This window comes from Belnapia sp. AC561 (assembly GCF_979252845.1).
This window is the reverse complement of sequence record NZ_CEEDBP010000023.1, coordinates 1-21,218: the sequence shown is the minus strand read 5'-3', so window position 1 is coordinate 21,218 and position 21,218 is coordinate 1. Positions and strand designations below refer to the sequence as shown.

At 71.0% G+C, this 21,218-nt stretch carries 16 protein-coding genes; 11 read left to right on the top strand and 5 right to left on the bottom strand.

Annotated features, from left to right (window positions below; translation table 11 throughout):
• Positions 1–11: 11 nt before the first annotated feature.
• The 10 genes from murG to recN all read left to right on the top strand — a co-directional run bounded on the left by murG (position 12) and on the right by recN (position 12,233).
• Complete coding sequence (murG, locus tag AC0IW9_RS18395) at positions 12–1,124, top strand: undecaprenyldiphospho-muramoylpentapeptide beta-N-acetylglucosaminyltransferase (protein WP_471649742.1); 1,113 nt, start codon at positions 12–14, stop codon at positions 1,122–1,124.
• A complete protein-coding gene (gene murC, locus AC0IW9_RS18390; RefSeq protein ID WP_471649741.1) occupies positions 1,124–2,560 on the top strand; it encodes a UDP-N-acetylmuramate--L-alanine ligase in 1,437 nt (478 codons plus the stop codon). Before murG ends, murC begins: the two co-directional genes overlap by 1 nt.
• Entirely contained in the window at positions 2,557–3,450 is an 894-nt protein-coding gene (murB, locus tag AC0IW9_RS18385; RefSeq protein WP_471649740.1) for a UDP-N-acetylmuramate dehydrogenase, read from the top strand. The genes murC and murB overlap by 4 nt, the downstream gene beginning before the upstream one ends.
• Positions 3,447–4,370 (top strand): D-alanine--D-alanine ligase, encoded by a 924-nt coding sequence (locus AC0IW9_RS18380; RefSeq protein ID WP_471649739.1) that lies wholly within the window; start codon positions 3,447–3,449, stop codon positions 4,368–4,370. The genes murB and AC0IW9_RS18380 overlap by 4 nt, the downstream gene beginning before the upstream one ends.
• Positions 4,360–5,304: a cell division protein FtsQ/DivIB gene (locus AC0IW9_RS18375; protein WP_471649738.1), complete on the top strand. Its 945-nt coding sequence runs from the start codon at positions 4,360–4,362 to the stop codon at positions 5,302–5,304. The genes AC0IW9_RS18380 and AC0IW9_RS18375 overlap by 11 nt, the downstream gene beginning before the upstream one ends.
• Positions 5,301–6,596 carry a cell division protein FtsA gene (gene ftsA, locus AC0IW9_RS18370; protein ID WP_471649737.1) on the top strand — a complete coding sequence of 432 codons (1,296 nt, stop codon included), beginning with the start codon at positions 5,301–5,303 and terminating at the stop codon, positions 6,594–6,596. Before AC0IW9_RS18375 ends, ftsA begins: the two co-directional genes overlap by 4 nt.
• A gap of 130 nt (positions 6,597–6,726) precedes the next feature.
• Complete coding sequence (gene ftsZ, locus AC0IW9_RS18365; protein ID WP_471649736.1) at positions 6,727–8,313, top strand: cell division protein FtsZ; 1,587 nt, start codon at positions 6,727–6,729, stop codon at positions 8,311–8,313.
• A 284-nt stretch (positions 8,314–8,597) separates the two neighbouring features.
• Entirely contained in the window at positions 8,598–9,590 is a 993-nt protein-coding gene (gene lpxC / locus AC0IW9_RS18360) for a UDP-3-O-acyl-N-acetylglucosamine deacetylase (RefSeq protein ID WP_471649735.1), read from the top strand.
• Positions 9,591–9,660: 70 nt separating this feature from the next.
• Positions 9,661–10,536, top strand: coding sequence for an outer membrane protein assembly factor BamD (locus AC0IW9_RS18355; RefSeq protein WP_471649734.1), 876 nt, complete (start codon positions 9,661–9,663; stop codon positions 10,534–10,536).
• Between the two features lie 17 nt (positions 10,537–10,553).
• Positions 10,554–12,233, top strand: a complete 1,680-nt coding sequence (recN, locus tag AC0IW9_RS18350) for a DNA repair protein RecN (RefSeq protein WP_471649733.1) — start codon at positions 10,554–10,556, stop codon at positions 12,231–12,233.
• Positions 12,234–12,398: 165 nt separating this feature from the next.
• Here recN and AC0IW9_RS18345 read toward each other — a convergent pair whose 3' ends face one another.
• Positions 12,399–12,683 carry a DUF1127 domain-containing protein gene (locus tag AC0IW9_RS18345; RefSeq protein WP_471649732.1) on the bottom strand — a complete coding sequence of 95 codons (285 nt, stop codon included), beginning with the start codon at positions 12,681–12,683 and terminating at the stop codon, positions 12,399–12,401.
• A 171-nt stretch (positions 12,684–12,854) separates the two neighbouring features.
• Between AC0IW9_RS18345 and AC0IW9_RS18340 the strand changes: the two genes are divergently transcribed.
• Entirely contained in the window at positions 12,855–14,627 is a 1,773-nt protein-coding gene (locus AC0IW9_RS18340) for an aminopeptidase P family protein (protein ID WP_471649731.1), read from the top strand.
• Here the strand turns inward: AC0IW9_RS18340 and AC0IW9_RS18335 are convergent.
• The 4 genes from AC0IW9_RS18335 to AC0IW9_RS18320 all read right to left on the bottom strand — a co-directional run.
• Positions 14,624–15,808, bottom strand: coding sequence for a hypothetical protein (locus AC0IW9_RS18335; RefSeq protein WP_471649730.1), 1,185 nt, complete (start codon positions 15,806–15,808; stop codon positions 14,624–14,626). The genes AC0IW9_RS18340 and AC0IW9_RS18335 overlap by 4 nt on opposite strands.
• A gap of 45 nt (positions 15,809–15,853) precedes the next feature.
• Positions 15,854–18,028 (bottom strand): NAD-dependent DNA ligase LigA, encoded by a 2,175-nt coding sequence (gene ligA, locus AC0IW9_RS18330; protein ID WP_471649729.1) that lies wholly within the window; start codon positions 18,026–18,028, stop codon positions 15,854–15,856.
• Between the two features lie 48 nt (positions 18,029–18,076).
• Complete coding sequence (locus AC0IW9_RS18325) at positions 18,077–19,003, bottom strand: 50S ribosomal protein L11 methyltransferase (RefSeq protein ID WP_471649728.1); 927 nt, start codon at positions 19,001–19,003, stop codon at positions 18,077–18,079.
• Positions 19,003–21,218 (bottom strand): ATP-dependent helicase (locus AC0IW9_RS18320; protein WP_471649727.1); only part of this gene is annotated, 2,216 nt, incomplete at its 5' end. The genes AC0IW9_RS18325 and AC0IW9_RS18320, both read right to left, overlap by 1 nt.

The window sequence follows — 21,218 nt, the reverse complement described above, 5'->3', positions numbered from 1 at the left end:
GAGGTCCCGCGGTGCGTCCCATCGTCATCGCCGCCGGCGGCACCGGCGGGCATCTCTTCCCGGCCGAGGCATTGGCCGCCGAGTTGCTGGCACGCGGGGAACGCGTGGCGCTGATGACCGATGCCCGCTCCGCCGCCTTCGAGAGCAGCGCCTTCGCCAATGCGGAGCGCTTCATCCTGCGCGGCTCCGGCCTGTCCGGCCGCGGCGCCCTCAGTGCAGCGCGCGGCGCGGTGGCGCTGGCGGCCGGGACGGTGCAGGCCCGCGGATTGCTGGGCCGGCTGAATGCCGCCGCCGTCGTCGGCTTCGGCGGCTATCCCAGCGTGCCGCCCTTGATCGCGGCGCTGACCATGCTCGGCCGCCGCCCGGTGACCGTGCTGCATGAGCAGAACGCCATCCTCGGCCGCGCCAATCGCCTGCTGGCGCCGCGGGCCGATGTGCTGGCGCTGTCCTATGGCGTCACCGGCCGGGTGCCGGCGGGGGCCAAGGTGCAGGTCGTCGGCAATCCGGTGCGGCCGGCCCTCGCCGCGCTGGCCGGGCGGGAGTATCCGGGCACCGATGGGGCGCTGCGGCTGCTGGTGCTCGGCGGCTCGCTCGGCGCCCGCATCTTCGCCGATGTCGTGCCCGGTGCCGTCGCCGCCCTGCCGGAAGCGCTGCGCCAGCGTCTGGTGGTGGCGCAGCAATGCCGGGCGGAGGACCTCAACCGCGTCCGCGAGGCCTATGCCGCGGCCAATGTCCCGGCCGAGCTTTCGCCCTTCTTCCCCGATGTCGCGGGGCGGCTGGCCAATGCGCATCTGGTCATCGCCCGCGCCGGCGCCGGCACCGTGGCGGAGCTGGCCTGCGCCGGACGGCCCTCCTTCCTCGTGCCGTTGCCGCAGGCGATCGACGACCATCAGAAGGCCAATGCCCGGGCCATCGCCGAGGCGGGCGCTGCCATCGTCATGCCGCAGAGCGGCTTCACCCCGGCCGCATTGGCCGGACAGCTTGCCACCCAGCTCAACGACCCGCGGGCCCTGGCCCGCGCCGCCGCCTCCGCCGCGCGCCTGGCCCAGCCGGATGCCGCCAAGCGGTTGGCCGATCTCGTTCTCTCGCTTGTTCGGGCGGTTCCCGCCCTGGAAAACCACTGATGCGCGCCCTGCCCCTCACCATCGGCCCCATCCACTTCGTCGGCATCGGCGGCATCGGCATGTCCGGCATCGCGGAGGTGCTGCACAACCTCGGCTACCAGGTGCAGGGCAGCGACATCGCGGAGGGCTACAACGTCACCCGGCTGCGCGCCGCCGGCATCCCGGTCGCGGTCGGCCATGCGGCGGAGAATCTCGGCGGCGCGCAGGTCGTGGTGGTCTCGACCGCCGTCGGCCGTGACAATCCGGAAGTCCAGGCCGCCCGCACCGGCCTCATCCCCGTGGTGCGGCGGGCGGAGATGCTGGCCGAGCTGATGCGGCTGAAGTGGTCGGTCGCAGTCGGCGGCACCCATGGCAAGACCACCACCACCAGCCTCGTTGCCTGCGTGCTGGAGGCGGCGAAGATCGACCCCACCGTCATCAACGGCGGCATCGTCAATGCCTATGGCACCAATACCCGGCTCGGCGAGGGCGACTGGATGGTGGTCGAGGCGGATGAGAGCGACGGCAGCTTCCTGCGGCTGCCCTCGGTCGTCGCCATCGTCACCAACATGGACCCGGAGCACCTGGACCACTGGGGCACCGCGGAGGCGATGAAGGACGGCTTCGCGCAATTCGTCTCGAACATCCCCTTCTATGGCTTCGCCGTGCTCTGCCTCGATCACCCGGAAGTGCAGGCGATGATCCCGAAGCTCGATCGCCGCATCGTCACCTATGGCTTCTCGCCGCAGGCCGACGTGCGAGCCGAGAAGGTCATCACCGACCGCATGGGCGCGACCTTCGAGGTGGTGGTGCAGGACCGCGTGACGCGGCGCAGCCGCAACCTGAAGCCCTTCCGCCTGCCGATGCTCGGCCAGCACAATGTGCAGAATGCGCTGGCGGCCATCGCCGTCGGCGTGGAGATGGAGATCGATCCGGAGACCATCCGCACCGCGCTGGCCGGCTTCAAGGGCGTCAAGCGCCGCTTCACCCGGGTCGGCGAAGCGGGCGGCATCACCGTCATCGACGACTACGGGCATCATCCGGTCGAGATCGCCGCGGTGCTGAAGGCGGCGCGCCAGGCCGGGGCGCGCGACGTGATCGCGGTGGTGCAGCCGCACCGCTATTCCCGCCTTGCCTCGCTCTTCGAGGATTTCTCGAAGTGCATGAACGATGCCGGCACGGTCATCGTCGCCGATGTCTATTCGGCCGGCGAGGCGCCGATCCCCGGCATGGACAAGGAAGGCCTGGTCGAGGGCCTGCGCGCCCGCGGCCATCGCAGCGTGGTCGCTCTGCCGGGACCGGAAAGCCTGGCCGAGATGGTCCATGCCATCGCCAAGCCGGGCGACTACGTGGTCTGCCTCGGCGCCGGCAATATCACCAGCTGGGCGGCCGCCCTGCCGGAACAGTTGGCGGCGCTGCAGCCCGGCCTTCGCCCCAGCCCGCTGAGGCGCGCATGAGCGCCCGGGCCATGGAGCATGCGATCCCGCATATCCGCGGCCGCATCCGGGCCGGGGTGCTGCTGGCGCCCCTCACTTGGTTCCGCGTCGGCGGCCCGGCCGAATGGCTGCTGCGCCCGGCCGATGCCGAGGATCTGGTCGCGCTGCTGGCCGGGCTCTCGCCGGCGATGCCGCTGACCGTGCTGGGCGCGGCCTCCAACCTCATCATCCGCGACGGCGGCCTGCCCGGCGTGGCGCTGCGGCTCGGCGGCGGCTTTGCCGAGGTCGTCGTCGAGGCGGATGGCGTCGTCGCGGGCGCTGCCGCGCTCGATGTGACCGTGGCCGAGCATGCCGCGGCCGCCGGACTCGCCGGCCTCGAATTCCTCAGCGGCATTCCCGGCAGCATCGGCGGCGCCGTGGCGATGAATGCCGGCGCCTATGGGACCGAGGTCCGTGATCGCCTGGATTGGGCCGAGGTGGCGACCGCCGAGGGGCTGCTGCGGCTCGCCGCCGCCGATCTGCACCTCGGCTATCGCCATGCCCTGCTGCCGCCCGGCGGCATCGTCACCCGCGCCCGCTTCCGGGCGCAGCCCGGCGATGCCGGTCCGCGCATGGCCGAGATCCGCGCCGCGCGCGAGGCGACCCAGCCGATCCGCGCCCGCACCGGCGGCTCCACCTTCAAGAACCCGGAAGGCCACAAGGCCTGGGCGCTGATCGATGCCGCCGGCTGCCGCGGCCTCAGGCTCGGCGGGGCGCAGGTTTCGGAGAAGCACTGCAACTTCCTGCTGAACACCGGCGGCGCCACCGCGGCCGAGCTGGAAGCGCTGGGCGAGCAGGTGCGGGCCCAGGTCCTGGCGCATGCGGGGATTTCGCTGGAGTGGGAAATCAAGCGGATCGGGGTGACGCCATGACCCATGTCGCGGTCCTGCATGGCGGCATCTCGGCCGAGCGCGAGGTCAGCCTGGCCTCCGGCGCGCAATGCATCGCCGCCCTGCGCGAGGCCGGCTTCGAGGTGACGCCGATCGACGTCGGCCAGGATCTGGCCGCCACCATCACCGCGCTGCGCGCCGCGAAGCCCGATGCGGTCTTCAACGCGCTGCATGGCCGCTTCGGCGAGGATGGCTGCATCCAGGGCGTGCTCGACTGGATGGGCCTGCCCTATACCCATTCCGGCCTGCGGGCTTCCGCCCTGGCGATGGACAAGGTCGCCGCAAAGGCGGTCTTCCACGCCGCCGGCCTGCCCGTCGCGCCGCACAAGCTGGTGCCGGTCGCGGAACTCGCGGCCGAGGACCCGATGCCGCGTCCCTATGTGGTGAAGCCGGTGAACGAGGGCTCGTCGGTCGGCGTGCATATCCTGCGCAGCGGCGACAACCGCCGGGCCGAGATCGCCACCGGCTGGCGCTTCGGTGAGACCGCCCTGGTCGAGGAATTCATCCCCGGCCGGGAACTGACGGTCGGCGTGCTGGGGGACCGGGCGCTGGCGGTGACCGACATCCTGGCCGATGCCGGCGAGTTCTATGACTACGACTCGAAATATGCCAACGGCGGGTCGCGTCACATGCTGCCGGCGAAGATCGACGCGAGCATCTATGCCCGGGCGATGGAAGTCGCCGTCGCCGCGCATCAGGCGCTCGGCTGCCGCGGCGCCACCCGCGCCGACTTCCGCTACGACGATACGCGGGGCGAACCCGGCCGCCTCGTGCTGCTCGAAGTGAATACCCAACCCGGCCTGACGCCGACCTCGCTGCTGCCGGAACAGGCGGCATTGGTCGGCATGGCTTTCCCCGCGCTTTGCGCCTGGATGGTGGAGCAGGCCCGCCATGGCCCTTGACCCCCCCCGCGTTCCGGCCCGCCCCACGGGCGCTTCCCCGGCACGTTCCCGTACCGCGCAGCCCGCCCGGCGCAATCGCGCCGAGGCGACGCAGGCGCGGCCCTCCCGCTTCCGGCTCTGGCTGCGCCGCCGGCGTGGCCTGCTGCGTCCGGCCGGCCTCGGCCTCGGCATCGCCCTGCTGCTGGTGGTCGCCACCCTCGCCACCATGGCGGCGGATCCCTATGGCCGGCTCGCCGCGCTTTGGGACGGGGCGACGGAGCTGGCCGGCGGCGCCGGGCTGACGGTGCAGGAAGTCGTCCTCGAGGGCAGCCGCAATACCCCGCCGGAGCTGGTGCGGGAAGCGCTCGGCGTCAGGCGCGGCGACCCGATCCTGGGCTTCGACCCGCATGCCGCGCGGGAACGGCTGGAGCTGATCGCCTGGGTCAGCGCGGCGCATGTCGAGCGCCACCTCAATGGCCTCATCAAGGTCCGCATCACCGAGCGCCAGCCCTTCGCCATCTGGCAGCGCGACGGCCGCTTCTCCGTCATCGACGACAAGGGCGAGGTGGTCTCCAGCGAGAACATCGGCGCCTTCGGCCGCCTTCCGCTGGTGGTGGGCGCCGGTGCCAACCGCGTCGCCGCCCCGATGGTGGAGCTGATGCGGGCGCAGCCGCTGGTGCAGGAACGCACCCATGCGCTGGTCCGCGTCGCCGAGCGCCGCTGGAACCTCAGGCTGCGCAACGGCACCGACGTGCTGCTGCCGGATGGCCAGGAAGCGGCGGCGCTGGCCCGGCTGGCGGAACTGCAGGGCAGCCAGGCCTTGCTCGACCGGCCGCTGGCGGCGATCGACCTGCGGCTGCCGGACAAGCTGGTGCTGCGGCTGCCGGGCCAGGCACAGCCCGGCACGCCGCCGATGGAGCCGACGATGCAGCGGGTGAGGAACGGTCGCGGATGAACCAGATCAGCCGGCTCGCCAATCTCGAAGGTCCGCCCGTGCAGGCACGCCGCAAGCGCAATGCCCGCAGCGGCATCTTCGGCATCCTCGACATCGGCTCGACCAAGGTGGTCTGCGTGATCGCCCGGATCGAGAACGACGGGGAGCCGCGGGTGCTCGGCTTCGGCTGGCAGCGCTCGCGCGGGATCAAGGGCGGCAATATCGTCGACATCGAGGAAGCGGAGAAATCCATCCGCGCCGCGGTCGGCCAGGCCGAGGAGATGGCGGATACCCAATTGAAGGGTGCCATCGTCAATCTCTCCTGCGGCCAGCCGGAATCGCGTCAGCAGAATATCCAGTGGCCGATCGGCGGCCGCGCGGTGACCGAGGCCGATCTCCGCGCCATCCTCGGCGAGGGCCGCCGCCGCAGCGCCGAGGATGGCCGCGAGACGGTGCATGCCTTCCCGCTAGGCTTCACGGTCGATGCGACGCCGGGTGCCGAGGATCCGCGCGGCATGATCTGCGAGACCATCGCCGCCAGGCTGCATATGCTGGATGCGGCCCAGGCCTCGCTGCTCAACCTCGGCGCCACGCTGCTGCGCTGCGACCTGGTGGTGGAGGAACTGGTTTCCGCCCCCTTCGCCGGCGGCCTCGCCACGCTGGTCGAGGACGAGAAGCAGCTCGGCGCCACCGTCATCGACATGGGCGGCGGCACCACCAGCATCGCGGTCTTCGCCGAGGGCCACCTGATCCATACCGCGCAGATCCCGGTCGGCGGCTGGAACGTCACCAATGATCTGGCGCGTGGCCTGTCCACGCCGATCGCCCATGCGGAACGGCTGAAGACACTGCATGGCGGCGTGCTCGGTGCCCCGGACGACGAGAAGGAATGGCTTCCCGTGCCGCAGGTCGGGGAGGAGGAGGACCAGATCGCCCGGGTGCCGCGCGCCATGGTCATCGGCATCATCCGCCCGCGGCTCGAGGAAACCTTCGAGCTGGTGAAGGACCGCCTCGAATCGGCCGGACTTAGCTCGGAGATCGGACGTCGCGTCGTGCTTACCGGCGGCGCCAGCCAATTGGTCGGCGTACGGGAATTGGCCGGTCGGGTGCTGGAACGGCAGGTGCGGCTCGGCCGGCCGCATCCGGTGCGTGGCATGCCGGAAACCGCATCCGGTCCGGCCTTCGCGGCACCGCTCGGGCTGCTCGCCTGGGGCGCCGGGGAAGGCCGTCCCTTGCTGGATCTGCTGCCGGGTCTCGATCGCCCGAGTGGACGTTTCCGTCGATTCGTCAATTGGCTGCGGGACAAGGCATGAGCAAAGCCGTTACGCCGCCAAGAAAATCATCCGGTAGCCTGTGGATTACGGGGATGAACCGCTTCGACGCGCTTCAACCCTGGGACAGGACTCGCCTTCATCGTTTACGTTCCCGCGAGGAGATCCCCGCATGACCCTGAATTTGACCCTGCCTGTCGCGCAGCACACCGATTTCAGCCCACGCATCACCGTCATCGGCGTCGGCGGCGGCGGCACCAACGCGGTCAACAACATGATCGCCATGGGGCTCCAGGGGGTGGAGTTCGTGGTGGCGAATACCGATGCCCAGTCGCTGGTGCATTCGAAGGCGGAGAAACGCGTCCAGCTCGGGCCGCATCTGACGCAGGGCCTCGGCGCCGGCGCCAAGCCGGAAATCGGCCGTGCGGCGGCGGAGGAAGCGACCGAGGAACTGGCCCGTCACCTCGACGGCTGCCACATGGTCTTCATCACCGCCGGCATGGGCGGCGGCACCGGCACCGGCGCAGCGCCGGTCATCGCCCGGATGGCACGCGAGCGGGGCGTGCTGACCGTGGGCGTGGTGACCAAGCCCTTCGACTTCGAGGGACCGAAGCGCAAGCGCGCCTCCGATGCCGGTATCGAGGAGCTGCAGAGCTTCGTCGATACGCTGATCATCATCCCCAACCAGAACCTGTTCCGCATGGCGACGGAGCGGACGACTTTCGCCGAGGCCTTCAAGCTGGCCGACGAGGTGCTGTATGACGGCGTCCGCGGCGTCACCGACCTGATGATCAAGCCGGGCCTGGTGAACCTCGACTTCGCCGATATCCGCACCGTCATGGCGGAGATGGGCAAGGCGGTGATGGGCACCGGCGAGGCCGATGGCGACGACCGCGCGGTGAAGGCCGCCGAGCGTGCCATCAGCAACCCGCTGCTCGACGATGCCTCGCTGCGCGGCGCACGCGGCGTGCTCATCAACATCACCGGCGGCTACGACATGACCCTGTTCGAGGTCGACGAGGCGGCCAACCGCATCCGCAAGGAAGTGGACGAGGATGCGCAGATCATCTTCGGCACCTCGGTCGAGGAAGACCTGAATGGCCGGCTGCGGGTCTCCGTGGTCGCCACCGGCATCGACGCCGTGCAGGCGCAATCCGCAGCCCCGGCCGCCGGTCAGCCGGGCGTGGCGCCGGTCGCGGCGGCCCAACCCGCGGTGAACCAGCCGGGCCTGACCATGCTGCCCGGCGGTCGCCAGGGCCGCCCGGCGAACATGGCCCCGGCGATGGCTCCGGCTGTCACCGGCAGTGGCCAGCTGCCCGGTGGTGCGCCGCGCGTGGCGGCGACGGTTCGCGGCGGTGCCTTGCGTTCCGCGGTGAACCCCACCACCAGCATGGCCGGCGCCCAGGCGCCGCAGCTTGCCAGCGCACCGGTGATGATCCAGGCCGAGGAGGTGGCGCCGCCGCCGGTTGCCATGCCGGTGACGGCGCTGCATCCGGTCTCGCTCGGTGAGCAGCGGCGTCCCGCCGTGGTCGCCACCGCTGCGGCGGTCGCCCCGCCGGCAGCCCCGAGCGGTGCCCTGCGCGGCCTGTTCAACCGGGTGACCGGGGCCGCTTCCTCCGGCACGATGATGCGCCGGCCGATGCCGGAGCCGGCGCCGGTTGCGCCGCAGATCGAGCAGGCGGCACCGCAGCGGGCTGCCGAAGGCCCGGGCCGGGTGGATTTCGAGATCCCGACCTTCCTGCGCCGCCAATCGAACTGACACCCACCCTCCGGGCTTGATTTCGGCATCGGGCCGCCTCCGCAAGGGGCGGCCCGAGTTGCGTCGGGCTGGAGGCGTTTGCGACAAGGCTCGATATCGCAACGCAAAAACCGATCCAGATCAAAGACTTGCAGCGTAATATGAAGTAATAAGCCTTGACTCGCGCAAGCCACGGGCCGGTGGCAGGTAATAGCTGGGCAGACGCCAGCAAGGCGCGCCCGGGTTACCCGGATGGGCTTCCGGACTTCGACGCCGCTTCTGGCGTCTGGCAGACAGGGGTGCGCATGGACGGTTACTTCCCGCTCGAGACAGGCCGCCGCCTGACGCTGAAGGCCGCCATCGGCTGCGTCGGCATCGGGCTGCACAGCGGCAAGCGCGCCAGTCTCACCTTGCACCCGGCGCCGGCCGGCACCGGCATCCGTTTCCGCCGGACCGACATCGATCTCGACATCCCCGCCCGTTACGACCACGTGGTCGATACCCGGCTCTGCACCGCCCTCGGCCTGCCGGAGGCGCCGGAGCGCCGCATCGGCACCGTCGAGCATGTCATGGCCGCCCTCGCCGGCTGCGGCGTGGATGACGCGATCATCGAGCTGGATGGTCCCGAGGTTCCGATTCTCGACGGCTCCGCGGCACCCTTCGTCTTCCTGATCGACTGCACCGGCCTCACTGCCCATGCCGGCGCCGCCTATTCCAGCGCCGGTCTGCTGCCGGAAGCGATCGAGGTTTTGCGTCCGGTCCGGGTGCAGGATGGCGACGGTCCCGATGCTGCCTGGGCTGCCCTCGCCCCCACCACTGGTGATCGTTTCGAAGCTTCCCTCACCATCGATTTCCCCGGCACCGCCATCGGCCGGCAATCGCTGACCACGCGGCTTTCGCCGCAGTCCTTCCGCGCCGGCCTCGCGGAGGCCCGGACTTTCACCCTGGCCGAGGAAGTCGCCCGCCTGCGCGCGGCAGGCCTCGCCCAGGGCGGCAGCCTCGCCAATGCCGTGGTGGTGGATGGCCCGCTCATCCTCAATCCGGGTGGGCTGCGCCAGGCCGATGAATTCGTCCGGCACAAGCTGCTGGACGTGGTCGGCGATCTGGCCCTGGCCGGCGCCCCGCTGCGGGCCCGCTTCACCGGCTATCGCTCCGGCCATGCGCTGAACAACCGGCTGCTGCGGGCGCTGTTCGCGGATCGCGCCAATTGGCGTGGTGTCCCCTCCCTCGGCGCCAGCCTGCAGGCCGAAGGCGTTTCCGCCCGGCTGCCCGCCGCCGCTGCCGCTGCGGTTGCCTGATCTTCCGGTGGCCTGTGGACCCGGTCGCCGCCGTGGTATAGAGCCCGGACTCTCCTACGACCGGGCCATTATGATCCGACGCACTCCGCCTCAGCCCATTGCCCGTCTCGCCGCCCTTTGGCTCACCCTCGCGGTGCTCCCGGGCTGCTCCATGTTCGGCAATTGGGATGGCAAGCAGACCTCGCTGGATACCGAGCGCACGGCGCGGGTGAACAATACCGTCGATCGTTCGCCGGAAGGCCTCTACGCCGCCGGCATCGAGGCGCTGCAGGCCAGGCGCTTCCAGGCGGCGGTCGATCTGTTCGACAATGTCGAGCGCGACCATCCCTTCTCGACCTGGGCGACCAATGCCAAGATCATGGCGGCCTTCGGCGAGTACCAGCGCAACCGCTACACCGAAGCCATCGGCGCGCTGGACCGCTTCATCCAGCTGCATCCGGCGCATCGCGACATCGCCTATGCCTATTACCTGCGGGCGCTCTGCTACTACGAGCAGATCGCTGATGCCCAGCGCGACCAGCGTGGCACCGAGCAGGCCATGGCAGCGTTGCAGGATGTGGTGAACCGCTTCCCCGATACCGCCTATGCCCGCGATGCCCGACTGAAGCTGGACCTGGGCCGCGATCATCTGGCCGGCAAGGAAATGAACATCGGCCGCTTCTACCAGCGGCAGAAGCTCTACGGCGCCGCCATCGGCCGCTTCCGCCGGGTGGTGGAGGACTACCAGACCACCAACCACGTCCCCGAGGCGCTGCACCGGCTGACGGAAATCTACCTGACCCTCGGCCTGACCGAGGAAGCGCAGAAGACGGCCGCGGTGCTCGGCCACAACTTCCCCGGCAGCCCCTGGTACCAGGACAGCTACGCGCTGCTGGTCGAAGGCGCCCCGGCCGCCCCGGGCGACCGGCCGGGCTTCGTCCGCCGGGCCTGGAACGCGGTCTTCTAGGCCGGACAGGAACCGGCATGCTCGCGTCGCTTGCGATCCGCGATGTCGTCTTGATCGAACGGCTGGACCTGTCCTTCGGTGCCGGCCTGACCGTGCTGACCGGCGAGACCGGCGCGGGCAAGTCCATCCTGCTCGATAGCCTCGGCCTGGCCTGCGGCCTGCGGGCGGAAGCCGGCATGGTCCGCACCGGACAGGCACAATGCTCCGTCGCCGCCGGATTCGTGCCCCCGGAGGGCCATCCGGCGCTGGCAATCCTCGCCGAGCAGGACATGGAGGTGGAGGATTCGCTGGTGCTCCGCCGCGTGGTCCAGGCGGATGGCCGCAGCCGTGCCTTCGTCAATGGCCAGCCGGTCTCCGTCGGGCTGCTGCGCCGGCTGGCGGCGACCCTGGTCGAGGTCCAGGGCCAGCACGACCAGGTCGGCCTCGCCGACCCCACCACCCATGCCGGGCTGCTGGATGCCTTCGGCGGGCTGGAGTCGCGCCGCTTGGCGACCGCCACCGCCTTCCGCGCCTGGCGCGACTCCGAACGCGCCCTGGCCGCCGCGCGCGAGGCCATTGCCGCGGCCCGCCGCGACGAGGACTTCCTGCGCCATGCGGTGGAGGAACTCTCCGGCCTCTCGCCCGAGGAAGGCGAGGAGGAGGAGCTGTCCAAGGAGCGCCAGCGCCTCCAGCAGGGGGAGCGGCGTGGCGAGAGCATCGCCAATGCGCTGAGCGAGTTGCAGCCGCGCGACCGCCGCCGCGGCGGTCCGGCCGAGGCCATGCGCAGCGCCGCCCGTGCCCTGGAACGCCTGCCGCCGCCGAACGAGGAGGCCCAGGCGATCGTCGCCTTGCTCGGCACCGCGCAGGATGCGGTGGCCGAGGCCGAGACCCTGCTGCAGCGGCTGCTGCAGGAGGATGGCCCCGACCCCCGCCGGCTGGAGCAACTGGAGGATCGGCTGTTCGGCCTGCGTGCCGCCGCCCGCAAGCATGGCGTGGCAGTGGTGGAGCTGCCGGGACTGCTCGTGTCCCTGAAGGACCGGCTCGGCGCGCTGGATGCCGGCACCGGCAAGGTCGCCCAGCTCGAGCAGGCGGCCACCACGGCCAAGCGGGCCTATCTCGCCGCCGGCGAGGCCTTGTCGGCTGCGAGGCGTGAGGCGGCCGGCCGGCTGGAGAAGGCCTTGGGCAAGGAGTTGGCGCCGCTGAAGCTGGACCGCGCCCGTCTGGTGGTCGAGGTCGCCGCGCGCGAGGAAAGCGGCTGGGCGGCCGATGGCATGGACCGGGTCGCCTTCCTGGTCTCGACCAATCCCGGCCAGACGCCCGGGCACCTGCAGAAGATCGCCTCGGGTGGCGAGCTGTCCCGGCTGATGCTGGCGCTGAAGGTCGTGCTTTCCCGCGGCTCGCCGGTGCCGACCCTGGTCTTCGACGAGGTGGATGCCGGCATCGGCGGCGCCACCGCCGCGGCGGTGGGGGAGCGGCTGGAGCGGGTGGCGGAACGGCTGCAGGTGCTGGTGGTCACGCATAGCCCGCAGGTGGCCGCCCGCGGTGCGCAGCAATTGCGCGTCGCCAAGCAGGTTCGCGGCGACAGGGCAACCACGGTGGTCGAGCCCCTGGACAAGCGGGAAAGGCGGGAGGAGATCGCCCGCATGCTGGCGGGAGAGAGGGTGACCGATGCCGCTCGCGCGGCGGCCGATAGCCTGCTGACCGGCGGCCTGATCTAGCGGATCCCGGGCGTGTGCCGGCGCAGGACATCAATCGCCCTCGCCTTCCGCTTCACAAGATGCCCGGTCGTCAGCCTTGGTGCTGGTGACGCCGGAAAATCGAAGCCGGTACCGGTGCGGCACCCAAGCGGGTGCGACGCCGGCTTCAGGAGTGGTGTCGGCGCCTCAGCGGCCGCCGGTCAGCTGGCCGGTGGCAACCCGGTCGATATCGCCGCGGGTCAGCCCGATATCCACCAGCTCGCGCTCGGAGAGCGAGGCCAGTTCGGCGCGCAGCCGTGCCCGGGCCGGCCAGCCGAAAAGCTTGTCGGCAAGGCGCGCCAGGCCCTGGAACAGCGCCGTTTCATTGGCGCGGCCGGCGGCGTCGCGCAGCTCGGCCAAGCGGTCGGCGGCGGGGTTGCGGGGCAGCGGGAGGAGCAGAGCTGCCTCCGCCTTGGTCATGCGGGCGTCCATGGTGTGCTTCCGGTGCTGCGCGGGGCGGGATGTGCCCCCACGCTTCGGAGACTGAAATAGGCTCGGGATGGTATTGTTTCCCGTGTCAAGGTGGCAGCCTAGCCATGCATCGGGCGCGTAGCTTTCTGTGGATGCGCGCGTTTTCGTTTTACAGATTCGTAAGGATTTTGGATGACACCCGCCGATCGCCTCGCCGCCCTCCGCGCCGAACTCGCCCGTGCCGGCGTCGACGGCTTCCTGGTCCCGCGCGCGGATGAATACCTCGGTGAATACGTCCCGCCCTCGGGGGAGCGCCTGGCCTGGCTGACCGGCTTCACCGGCAGCGCCGGCCTCGCCGTGGTCCTGTCCGATCGCGCCGCGCTGTTCACCGATGGCCGCTACACGACCCAGGCGGCGCAGCAGTCCGATCCCACGCTCTGGGAGCAGCGCCACATCACCGAGCAGCCGGCGGCGGAATGGCTGGCGAGCCATGCCGCCGGCCGCCGCATCGGCTACGATCCCTGGCTGCATGCCGAAGCGGCGCTGGCCCGGCTGGAAAAGCCGGGCGTCGCCTTCGTGCCGCTGCCGGCCAATCCGCTGGATGCGGTCTGGCCGGACCGCCCTGCCCCGCCCATGGCTCCCGCCCTGCCTCATCCGCTGCGCTATGCCGGCGTCGCCGCGGCGGAGAAGCGGGCTGCTGCCGCCGCCGCGCTGCGGGAAGCAGGCCAGGATGCCGCCGTGCTGGCGGATGCGCATTCCCTCGCCTGGCTGCTGAACATCCGCGGCGGCGACCTGGATCATACGCCGCTCGCCCTGGGCTTCGCCCTGCTGCGGGCGGATGCCAGCGCCGAGGTCTATATGGACCCCGGCAAGGTGCCGGCGGAGACCCGGGCGCACCTCGGCAACGACGTGGTGGTGCGGCCCCGCACCGCGCTGGCCGGGGCGGTGGCCGGGCTGGCGGGCAAGACGGTCCGGCTGGATGCGGAAGCGACGCCGGCCTGGTTCGCCGCCACCCTCCGTGCCGCCGGCGCCACCATCGCCCCTGGCGACGATCCCTGCCGCCTGCCGCGCGCCTGCAAGAATGCGGTGGAACAGGCCGGGGCCCGCGCGGCGCATCTGCGGGATGCGGTGGCCCTGGCGCGCTTCCTCGCCTGGTTCGCCACGGCCGCCCCGGCCGGGGGCGAGACGGAAATGAGCGCCGCCGATCGCCTGCTGGCCTTCCGGCGCGAGGTGCCGTTGTTCCAGGCCGAGAGCTTCCCCGCCATCAGCGGCGCCGGGGAGAATGGCGCCATCGTCCATTACCGCGTGAGTCCCGAGACCGACCGGCCGATCCATGCCGACGAGTGCTACCTCGTCGACAGCGGCGGGCAGTTCCTCGATGGCACCACCGATGTCACCCGCACGCTCTGGACCGGGCCGGGGATTGCGCCGGCTGCCTTGCGGCAGCGCTATACCCGCGTGCTGCAGGGGCACATCGGCCTTGCCACCCTGCGCTTCCCGAAGGGTGTCGCCGGCCCGCATGTGGATGCCATCGCCCGCCGGGCGCTCTGGGAGGCCGGGCTCGACTTCGACCATGGCACGGGGCATGGCGTCGGCAGCTTCCTCAGCGTGCATGAGGGGCCGGCCTCGATCAGCCGGGCGGCCAAGCCGGTGCCGCTGGCGGCCGGGATGATCCTGTCGGATGAGCCGGGCTACTACCTGCCTGGGCATTACGGCATCCGGATCGAGAACCTGCTGCTGGTGCGGGAGGCGGCGGCGCAGCCCGACCAGGTGAAGCCCTTCCTGGAATTCGAGACGCTGACCCTGGCGCCTTATGCCCGGGCCCTGATCGACGTGGCGCTGCTGTCGCCGGCCGAGCATGCCTGGGTGGATGCCTATCACGCCCGGGTCCTGGCGGACGTCGCGCCCCATTGCGATGCGGCGGTGGCGGACTGGCTGGCATCGGCCTGCGCACCACTGACCTAGTCTAGCCCCGCCAGGGTCCGGGTGCCGCTGAGGCCGCCGCCACCGCCCCGGTTGTCGAAAAGGAAGGTGACGCGGCCGGCGCTGTAGTTGTGGATGGTCAGGGTCTCGCCCGTAGGCCCCATGGCCAGGGTGAGGTCGGTGCCGCTGAGGCTGGCGGTGACATCGGCCTCCGCCACGCCCTGGAGGTAGAGGGCGGCATGCGGGGTGCCCGCCCCCGCCCCCGCCTCCGCGTCCTGCGGCACCGCCATGCGGAGATCCGTCGAACCGGCGATGCCGATCATCTGCGCTTCCCAGGTGCTGGAACCATCGCCGATGACGGCGCGGGAGGCGCCAGCGCGGAGGCCATCCCCGGATGGTGCCAGGGTGATCGCATCATTGCCGTCGCCGCGGCGCCAGAGGATGGTGCTGAGGTCGGCATCGCCCAGCAGGATCCGGTCATCGCCCTGACCGGCATTCACCCATTGGGCACCTTCGATCGTATCCGCGCCCGACCCGGTCGTGGCCAGGGCGCCGAGCCCGGCCACGGCGACGGCATTGCCGCCGTCGCCCGCCGCCACGGTGCCAAGATTGCCGGCCAGGGCGAGGCTGTTGCGGCCATCGCCCAGCGCGACGTCGCCGAGCCCGCCGAAGCCGGCTGCCACCTGGTTGTCGCCGCCGCCGGCATCGATGGCCAGGCTGCCGGTGGTGACGCCGGCGATGCTGTCGTTGCCGTCGCCGCTGAGGATGCGGAGTCCCGTATCCAGCCCCGCCTGCCGGTCGGCGACGATGGCATAGGCGCGGATGCGCGCATCGCCGCCGCCGTTGGCGACCGCCACCCGGGCCTGGGCGGTTCCGTCGGTGCCGGCGACGGTCCCGGCGGTGGCGCTGACCGCCTCGGGCGCGGCGGTGAGGATGGAAAGGCCGGCCGCCGCATCGCCGGCGCTTGCCGCCATCCAGCCGGTATCGGCCGCATCGGTCGCGGCGAAGACCGCCAGCCCCTGGGCCGCCGTCGCATCCGCCGCCGAGGCGCCCTGGGCCAGCAATGCCAGCAGCGACCGCGCCCGATCCGAAAGGGTGATGCTATCGCCAGTGCCGGCCTCGGCCGTGCCCGCCCCGCCGGCGGAGGCCGTGTCCTGCAGCAGCCGCAGCGCCAGCGTGCCGGCATTGGTCGCCCGCCAGGAAACATCCGTCGCGGTCAGCATCGCCGCAGCCTCGATCCATGCGGGGGCGAGGCTGCCAGCCTTGGGTTAGGGAAGGCCTAAGCCCGCCAGTTCCCGCCACTCCGCCTCGCTCAGCACCCGCAGGCCGAGCTCCGTTGCCTTGGCCGCCTTGCTGCCGGCATCGGCGCCGACCACGACGAAATCCGTCTTCTTCGAGACGCTCTTCGTCACCTTGGCGCCGAGGGTCTCGGCCCGCGCCTCGGCCTCGGGCCGGCTCATCGTCTCGAGCGTGCCGGTGAAGACCAGGGTCCGGCCGGCGAAGGGGCTATCCGCCGCCGCGGTGCTGGCGACCGGCGCCGGGGTCACCTGTCCTGCCAGGTCGTCCAGCGCCGCCAGATTGCGCGGCTCATCGAAGAAATCGACCAGTTCCGTGGCGATGGCCGGGCCGATGCCCTGGATGGAGCCCAGTTCCTCCCGCGCCTCGGAGCCGATGACGCGGGCGGCCAGCATCTTCTCCCGCCATTCCGGCAGGGACTGGTAGTGCCGGGCCAGCAGCTTGGCATTGGCCTCGCCGATGCGGCGGATGCCCAGGGCGAAGATGAAGCGGTCGAAGGGCGGGGTCCGCCGCGCCTCGATGGCGGCCAGCAGGTTGGGGACCTTCTTCGACTCCTCGGTCTTTTTCGAACGCGCGCCCCAGCCTTCCCAGCCCCGCATCCGCTCGGCATGCGGGGCGAGGCGGAAGATGTCGGCGGGGCTGCGGACCAGGCCTTCGTCGTAGAGCTTCTGGATATTCTCCTCGCCGAGCCCGTCGATATCCATCGTGTTGCGGGCGACGAAATGCTTGAGCCGTTCCACGGCCTGGGCCGGGCAGACGAGGCCGCCGGTGCAGCGCTTCACCACCTCCCCCGGCGGGCGCACGGCATGGCTGCCGCAGGCGGGACAGACCGTCGGGAATTCGTAGGGCGCGCTGTCGGCCGGGCGCTTGTCCAGCACGACGGAGACGACCTGCGGGATGACGTCGCCGGCCCGCTGCAGCACCACCGTATCGCCGACGCGGATGTCCTTCCGGGCGATCTCGTCCTCGTTGTGCAGGGTCGCGTGCTGCACCATGACGCCGCCGACATTGACCGGCTGCATCACCGCTCGCGGGGTCAGCGCCCCGGTGCGGCCGACCTGGATTTCGATGCGCAGCAGCACCGTGGTCGCCTGCTCGGCAGGGAATTTCCAGGCGATGGCCCAGCGCGGCGCCCGGCCGACGAAGCCGAGGCGGGATTGCCAGTCCAGCCGGTCGAGCTTGTAGACCACGCCGTCGATGTCATAGGCGAGGCCGGCGCGCTCTTCGCCGATACGGGCCTGGAAGGCCTCGGCGGCGTGCTCGTCCGGCAGCAGCGCGGAAAGCGGATTGACCTGGAAGCCCCAGTCCTTCAGCCGCGCCAGATAGCCGGAATGGCTTTCCGCCACCGGCTCGCTCGACTGGCCCTGGGCATAGGCGAAGAGCTTCAGCGGCCGCCGCGCGGTGATCCCGGGATTGAGCTGGCGGAGCGAGCCGGCCGCGGCATTGCGTGGGTTGACCGGAATGCGGATCGCCTCCCCCACGCGCTCCCCGGCTTCGCGCCGTGCCTCGCGCTCGGCATGCAGGCGGGTCTGCTCGGCCTGGAAGGCAAGGAAGTCGGCCTTGGTCATGAAGACCTCGCCGCGGATCTCGATCAGCTCCGGGAAGGGCGCGGGCAGGCGGCGCGGCAGCTCGTCCAGGGTTTCGAGGTTGCGGGTGATGTCCTCGCCCTCGGTGCCGTCGCCACGGGTGGCGCCGCGGCGGAAGAGGCCCTGCTCATAGGTCAGGTTGACGGAGAGGCCGTCGATCTTCGGCTCCGCCATGAATTGCAGCACCTCGGTCTCGGCCAGGCCGAGGAAGCGGCGGATGCTGCGGGCGAATTCGGCGAAATCCTCCGGCGCGAAGGCATTGCCAAGGCTCAGCATCGGCGTGCCGTGGCGGGATTTGGCGAAGCCTGCCGCAGGGGCGGCACCCGGCGCGGCGTCGCTCGGGCTATCCGCCCGCTTCAAGGTCGGGAAACGTGCCTCGATGGCGGCATTGCGCCGTCGCAGCGCATCATATGCGGCGTCCGTGATCTCGGGCGCGTCCTGCATGTGATAGGCGCGGTCGTGATGGGCGATCTCGGCGGCGAGCGCAGCCAGCTCCGCCGCTGCCTCCGCTTCCGTCAGGGTATCGGCCGGGCGATCGCGGCGGGTGTTATCCTGGGACATCGGCCGAATGCTTAGCGTGGCGGCGGGGGCACGGGCAATGCGCTCGCGTCAGCCGCGCCGGCGCAGCACCAGGGTGCTCCATGGGCCGATATCGATCCGCCGTTCCAGCACTAGCCCCTGCCGCCGATGCGCCGCCAGCACCATCCGTGCCTGCACCCCAAGCAGCCCGGCGAGGATGGCCGTGCCCCCCGGCGCCAGATGCAGCGCCAGGTCCTTGGCCATGGCGCAGAGCGGCCGGGCCAGGATATTGGCGAAGATGAGGTCGTAATGCCCGGCCCGCATCACCCGGCTTTTCCAGCCATCCGCCAGCCGCGCCGCCAGCAGCTGCTGCACGCCGTTCAGCTCGGCATTCTCCAGCGCCACCCGCACCGACCAGGGGTCGATATCCGTCCCCAGCACCGGTCGCTTCAGCCATTTCGCGGCCGCCAGCGCCAGGATCGCCGAGCCCATACCAAGGTCGAGGATGCGCCGCGGCCGGCGATGGGCCACGTCCTCGAAGGCCATCAGGCAGCCCTGGGTCGAAGCATGCTCGCCGCTGCCGAAGGCCATGCCGGCATCGAGGCGTACCACCACCCGGCCATAGCTCGGCGGGTCCGCGACATGCGTCGGCCGCACCAGGAAGCGCCGGCCGATGGGGGTCTCGGGGAAGACCGCGATGGTTCGCGCCAGCCAGCCCTCGGCCTCGATCGGTCCGGCCGTCAGCACCGGCGGCTCGATCCCGCTGACCAGCGCGGCAATGGCCAGGGCGCCGGTCAGCTCGTCGTCGCCGGCCCCGGCCTCGCGCACGCCTTCGATCCGCCAGGTCTCGGTCGGATCGTCCTTGAAGTAGCCGACCGTCGCGCAGACGGTCTGGAAGGCAGCTTCGAAGGCCGGCAGCGCATCCTCCGGCAGCCCGTCGATCGAGAGGACCTCCAGCGGCTCCGTCCTGCGGCGGGATAGCGGCATGGGCCAGGTACCGGGTTGGGCGGCGGGCATCACGGGCGCTCCAGGAAGCTGTCCATCACCCGCTTCGGGTCGGATTTCTCGAAGTTTACATCCACGCGGTTATCGTCCACCGCAGTGACCACGCCATAGCCGAATTTCTTGTGGAAGACCCGCTCCCCGACCTTGAAGGGATCGGCCGGGGGCGGCCGCACCGGGGCTTCCCAGGCTCCCGCCTCGATTACCCGGGGCTTGCGGGCCATCAGGCCGGAGGCACCGGTGAAGACGCTCGGCATCTCGGCGACCCGCTGCCGCGCCATGCTGGCGCTGCCCTCCCGCTGGATCTGGTCGGGCGGCAGCTCGTCCAGGAAGCGGCTGGGGATGGAGGCGGACCAATTGCCGTAGATGCGGCGATTGGCGGCCGTCGAGATGATGGCGTATTTCCGCGCCCGGGTGATGCCGACATAGGCGAGGCGGCGCTCCTCCTCGACCCCCTTGTCGCCGCCTTCCTCCATCGCGCGGGAATGCGGGAAGAGCCCTTCCTCCCAGCCCGGCAGGAAGACGGTATCGAATTCCAGCCCCTTGGCGGCATGCAGGGTCATCAGGGACAGCCGGTCACCATCGGAATTCTCGTCGTTCTCCATCACCAGCGCGACGTGTTCGAGGAAGCCGGCCAGCGTCTCGAATTCGCCGAGGGCGCGGATCAGCTCCTTGAGGTTCTCCAGCCGCCCCGGCGCCTCCGGCGACTTGTCGGCCTTCCACATGTCGGTATAGCCGCTCTCGTCGAGCAGGGTGGCGGCGACGACCACGTGGCCTTCCTTGGCCAGACCTTCCCGCCAGCGGGCAATCCCCTGCAGCAGCGCGCCCAGCGCCTGCCGCGGCTTGGCGGTCAGGCTCGGCACCAGCCGCTCGGCGGCCACCACCAGCGGGATGCCCTCGCCACGCGCCAGCTCATGCATCCGCCGCATCGCGGTATCGCCGAGGCCGCGCTTCGGCGTGTTGACGATACGCTCGAAGGCCAGGTCATCGGCCGGCTGCGCCAAGATCCGCAGATAGGCCATGGCATCGCGGATCTCGGCGCGCTCGTAGAATTTCAGTCCGCCCACCACGCGGTAGGGCAGGCCGAGCACGATCAGCCGTTCCTCGAAGGCCCGGGTCTGGAAACCGGCGCGGACCAGGATGGCGATCTCGGCCAGCTTGTGGCCGGCGCGTCGCGCCGCCTCGATCCGCTCGCCGACCATGCGGGCTTCCTCTTCCGAGTCCCAGAGCGAGACGACGCGGACCTTGTCCCCCTCGGCATCCTTCCGCCCGGCGCGCAGGGTCTTGCCCAGCCGGCCGTTGTTATGGGCGATGAGGTGGGCGGCGGCGGCCAGGATCGGCTTGGTCGAACGGTAGTTGGATTCGAGCCGCACCACCTTGGCGTTGGGGAAGTCCTTCTCGAAGCGGAGGATGTTCTCGATCTCCGCCCCCCGCCAGGAATAGATCGACTGGTCGTCGTCGCCGACGCAGCAGATGTTCCGGTGCGACTGCGCCAGCAGCCGCAGCCAGTAGTATTGCACCAGGTTGGTATCCTGGTACTCGTCGACCAGGATGTAGCGCAGCCGGCGGTTCCAGTCGGCCAGCACGGCCGGGTGGCCGCGGAAGACCTCCGTCATGTGCAGCATCAGGTCGCCGAAGTCGCAGCAGTTCAGGTCCCGCAACCGCGACTGGTAGGCGGCGTAGAGCGGTCGGGCCCGGCCGCCGGCATAGTCGGTATCCTCGGCCGGGGTCACCCGCTCGGCGGTCAGGCCGCGGTCCTTCCAGCGCTGGATCTGCGCCATCAGCCCCTGCGCCGGCCAGCGCTTCAGGTCGACACCGGCGGCATCCATCACCTGCTTCAATAGCCGCATCTGGTCGTCGGTATCGAGGATGGTGAAGGCGCTGGTCAGCCCCACCAGCTCGGCATGCCGCCGCAGCATCCGGGCGCAGAGCGAGTGGAAGGTGCCGAGCCATAGCCCTTCCGCAGGCTGGCCGAGGATGGCGGAGACGCGTTCCCGCATTTCCCGCGCCGCCTTGTTGGTGAAGGTGACGGCGAGCACCTGCCCGGGCCAGGCGCGGCCGGTCTTCAGCAGATGGGCGAAGCGGGTGGTCAGCACCCGGGTCTTCCCGGTGCCGGCCCCGGCCAGGATCAGCACCGGGCCGTCGAGCGTCTCGACCGCCTCCCGCTGTTCGGGATTGAGGCGGGCGAGGTAGTCATCGCCGGCCAAAGGGGCGGAAGGGGGCGGGGGGG

Coding starts and splice junctions, on each gene's coding strand:
- murC (WP_471649741.1), top strand. CDS start 1,124: ATGCGCGCCCTGCCCCTCACCATCGGCCCCATCCACTTCGTCGGCATC.
- murB (WP_471649740.1), top strand. CDS start 2,557: ATGAGCGCCCGGGCCATGGAGCATGCGATCCCGCATATCCGCGGCCGC.
- AC0IW9_RS18380 (WP_471649739.1), top strand. CDS start 3,447: ATGACCCATGTCGCGGTCCTGCATGGCGGCATCTCGGCCGAGCGCGAG.
- AC0IW9_RS18375 (WP_471649738.1), top strand. CDS start 4,360: ATGGCCCTTGACCCCCCCCGCGTTCCGGCCCGCCCCACGGGCGCTTCC.
- ftsA (WP_471649737.1), top strand. CDS start 5,301: ATGAACCAGATCAGCCGGCTCGCCAATCTCGAAGGTCCGCCCGTGCAG.
- ftsZ (WP_471649736.1), top strand. CDS start 6,727: ATGACCCTGAATTTGACCCTGCCTGTCGCGCAGCACACCGATTTCAGC.
- lpxC (WP_471649735.1), top strand. CDS start 8,598: ATGGACGGTTACTTCCCGCTCGAGACAGGCCGCCGCCTGACGCTGAAG.
- AC0IW9_RS18355 (WP_471649734.1), top strand. CDS start 9,661: ATGATCCGACGCACTCCGCCTCAGCCCATTGCCCGTCTCGCCGCCCTT.
- recN (WP_471649733.1), top strand. CDS start 10,554: ATGCTCGCGTCGCTTGCGATCCGCGATGTCGTCTTGATCGAACGGCTG.
- AC0IW9_RS18345 (WP_471649732.1), bottom strand. CDS start 12,683: ATGGACGCCCGCATGACCAAGGCGGAGGCAGCTCTGCTCCTCCCGCTG.
- AC0IW9_RS18340 (WP_471649731.1), top strand. CDS start 12,855: ATGACACCCGCCGATCGCCTCGCCGCCCTCCGCGCCGAACTCGCCCGT.
- AC0IW9_RS18335 (WP_471649730.1), bottom strand. CDS start 15,808: ATGCTGACCGCGACGGATGTTTCCTGGCGGGCGACCAATGCCGGCACG.
- ligA (WP_471649729.1), bottom strand. CDS start 18,028: ATGTCCCAGGATAACACCCGCCGCGATCGCCCGGCCGATACCCTGACG.
- AC0IW9_RS18325 (WP_471649728.1), bottom strand. CDS start 19,003: ATGCCCGCCGCCCAACCCGGTACCTGGCCCATGCCGCTATCCCGCCGC.